At 47.8% G+C, this 626-nt stretch carries 1 pseudogene; it reads right to left on the reverse strand.

The annotated features are described in order from the left end of the window. Positions 1-626, reverse strand: a pseudogene (locus tag HMPREF9074_RS12570) (hypothetical protein); the annotation flags it as partial.

The raw sequence follows: 626 nt of genomic DNA on the forward strand, positions 1-626 counted from the left end.
TTATCGTTACTGAGTTAGTATTCGTTACTACATTACCGTTGAGTCTTACTCCGGTAAGTACGCTGCTAGTAGTACCTCCTGTTATACCATTAGGTACAGTAAGTGGCGTTACTGGCGTTACTGTTAAGCTACCGGTACCGATTACCAAGGTACTAGTTACTGTCTTGCAGTTGTTATTACCTGCGGTTTCGCATACTCTATAAGTAATAGTATGAGAGCCTGCACGGGTGTTAGGCGCTACTATCAGACGACCACCAGTAGTGCTGGTTACGCCTGTTGGCAAGCCGCTAAAGGTTATCGTTACTGAGTTCGTGCTCGGACTTGCTACGCCACCCAACGTGATGTTAGGCACTACACTGCTGGTAGTACCACCCAATGCCCCATTAGGTACGCTAAGGGTAGTTGGCGTAACGGTAAGCGTCATAGTAGCGAAGCTGATAACACGTGTAGCCGTTACTACATTACCAAAAGGATCGGTAGTGCTAAAGGTTACGGTTACTGCCCCGCCAGTTACATTACATAGGTTAGCAGGAGCTACATAGTTATGCGTTACAGTAGCGGTACCACAAGTGCTTGTAGCGGTAGCTGAAGCTATCCAGCTGCTGATAGTAGCCGAAGCCGTTGGC

The organism is Capnocytophaga sp. oral taxon 329 str. F0087, from assembly GCF_000213295.2.
Lineage (GTDB): Bacteria > Bacteroidota > Bacteroidia > Flavobacteriales > Flavobacteriaceae > Capnocytophaga > Capnocytophaga leadbetteri_A.